The sequence below is a fragment of the Aeromonas sp. R2-2 genome, from assembly GCF_040908355.1.
Lineage (GTDB): Bacteria > Pseudomonadota > Gammaproteobacteria > Enterobacterales > Aeromonadaceae > Aeromonas > Aeromonas veronii.
In genome coordinates this window covers 1-1,676 of record NZ_JBFODQ010000056.1, presented here as the reverse complement: position 1 = coordinate 1,676, position 1,676 = coordinate 1, and the positions used below count along the sequence as shown (strand labels likewise).

General features: G+C 60.7%; 1 protein-coding gene. It reads left to right on the top strand.

The window, feature by feature from the left end; genetic code table 11:
- Positions 1 to 1,676, top strand: a 1,676-nt coding sequence (locus AB5Z09_RS10125; protein WP_368195222.1) for a phage tail protein, incomplete at both ends; no start/stop codon positions are given.

The following is a 1,676-nucleotide window of genomic DNA, read 5'->3' as shown; positions in this document are numbered from 1 at the left end:
GCCTTCTCCCGCTACTGGCAGGAGTGCCTTGCCACCCAAGTGCCGGTGGTGCTCGATGAGTTCGTGCTGGCCAACGTGCCAGACCTCGATCCTGCCGCCCCCATCGACCCTGACAGCGGCCTGCCGCCGGCGGGCCAGATTGTGCACCGCCACAAGGTTGACCAGCGCGGGCGCATCAACAACGACGCGGTGGCCTACACCATCGTGATGGATACCACGGTCGGCGATTTCAGCTTCAACGCCATGTACCTCATCAACAAGGCCAGCGGCATGGTGGGGATGATTGTGCACAAGGGACTGGAGACCAAACTCAAGACCAATGAAGCGGCCGGCCAGACCGGTAACAGCCTGGTCAAATCCATGCTGATGGAGTACGACCGCGCCGCCGAGGCGACCGCCACCCATGTGGACGCCAGCACCTGGCAAATTGACTATGCCGCTCGCCTGCGCGGGATGGACGATGACCTGCGTCTGCAGGCGCTGCAGTTCTTTGGACCGGCCACCTTCTACGGGGATGGCTTTAACCTTGTTAACACATCGGGGGTCTACAAGGTACAACCCGGGGTGGCCTATGTCGGCGGCCTGCGCGCAGAGCTCAACGAGGTGAAGAAAATCACCCCGGGCGCCAAGCCGGTGGGACTCTGGCTCGATATCTACCGGGCGGGCTCGCTGCTCGATGCCTGGGTGAACCACTTCACCCTCACCCTGAGCGTGCCAGACATGGTCGATTACCTGGACAGCAACGGCTATCAGCACCATGTGGCCAAGGTGGCCATCATCAACGCCGATGGTAGCGTCACCGACGTGCGCCGCAAGCGCACCATCGAGCTGACCGGTGATGTCACCGGCAAAGGCATTCTGGAAGATGCCAAGGGCGTCACCATCGCGGTGGAGATCAAGGACGGCAGCCATCGCCACAAATGGGGCGATCTGGACGATGTGCCGGAGCTCGCCCTCAAGCGTCACCGTCACCCCTGGGAGAATATCGACGAGGTACCGGCCGGTCTTGGCACCTATGCCGCGGCCACCACCAATGTGGCCACCCAGTTAAGAGAGAAGAGCGGGTTTTATAACGCGGCCGCCACTGCCGCCAATGGCATGCCATTCGGGAGCGAGTGGAAGTATTACTTCAACGCTGCCCACGCCAATGCAGGCGGATACAACGGCATGATCGGCCTTGATTTTGCTGGCTCAGAAATGGGGTTTGCCACGGTTGAGAACGGCATATTCAAAGGCTGGCGCCAGCTGTGGCACTCCGAAAGCAGGCGGATCCAGGTCAAGGCCGATGCCAACCCCATGTTCGAGATGCACATCCCGGGCAAGCATGCGGCCGCGATGGAGCTGGAGAGTACTGGCGCGATCCAGTGGTGGTCGACCAACGGTGCGGGGGGATGGGCAAAGACAATCGCGAGCCTGACGCCTGGTGCCTTCGAGGTTTACGGAGGGCATTGGGCAGCCAATAACTCTCACGCTTATGGCGACCAATGGGCCAACACAGCCCCCTTTCATGTGAATTTTGGGTTAGTGGCCGGCTCGTCGGATTACTACCCGATCGTCAGGGGCAAAAACGCAGTTAATGGCCAAGGTTATACCACCCAGGTGGAACTCGGCATTCTTCGAGAAGGGGGCCCGACATGGGGGCATGGCATCTTGATGGTTCGTTCTGGCGAAGGGAA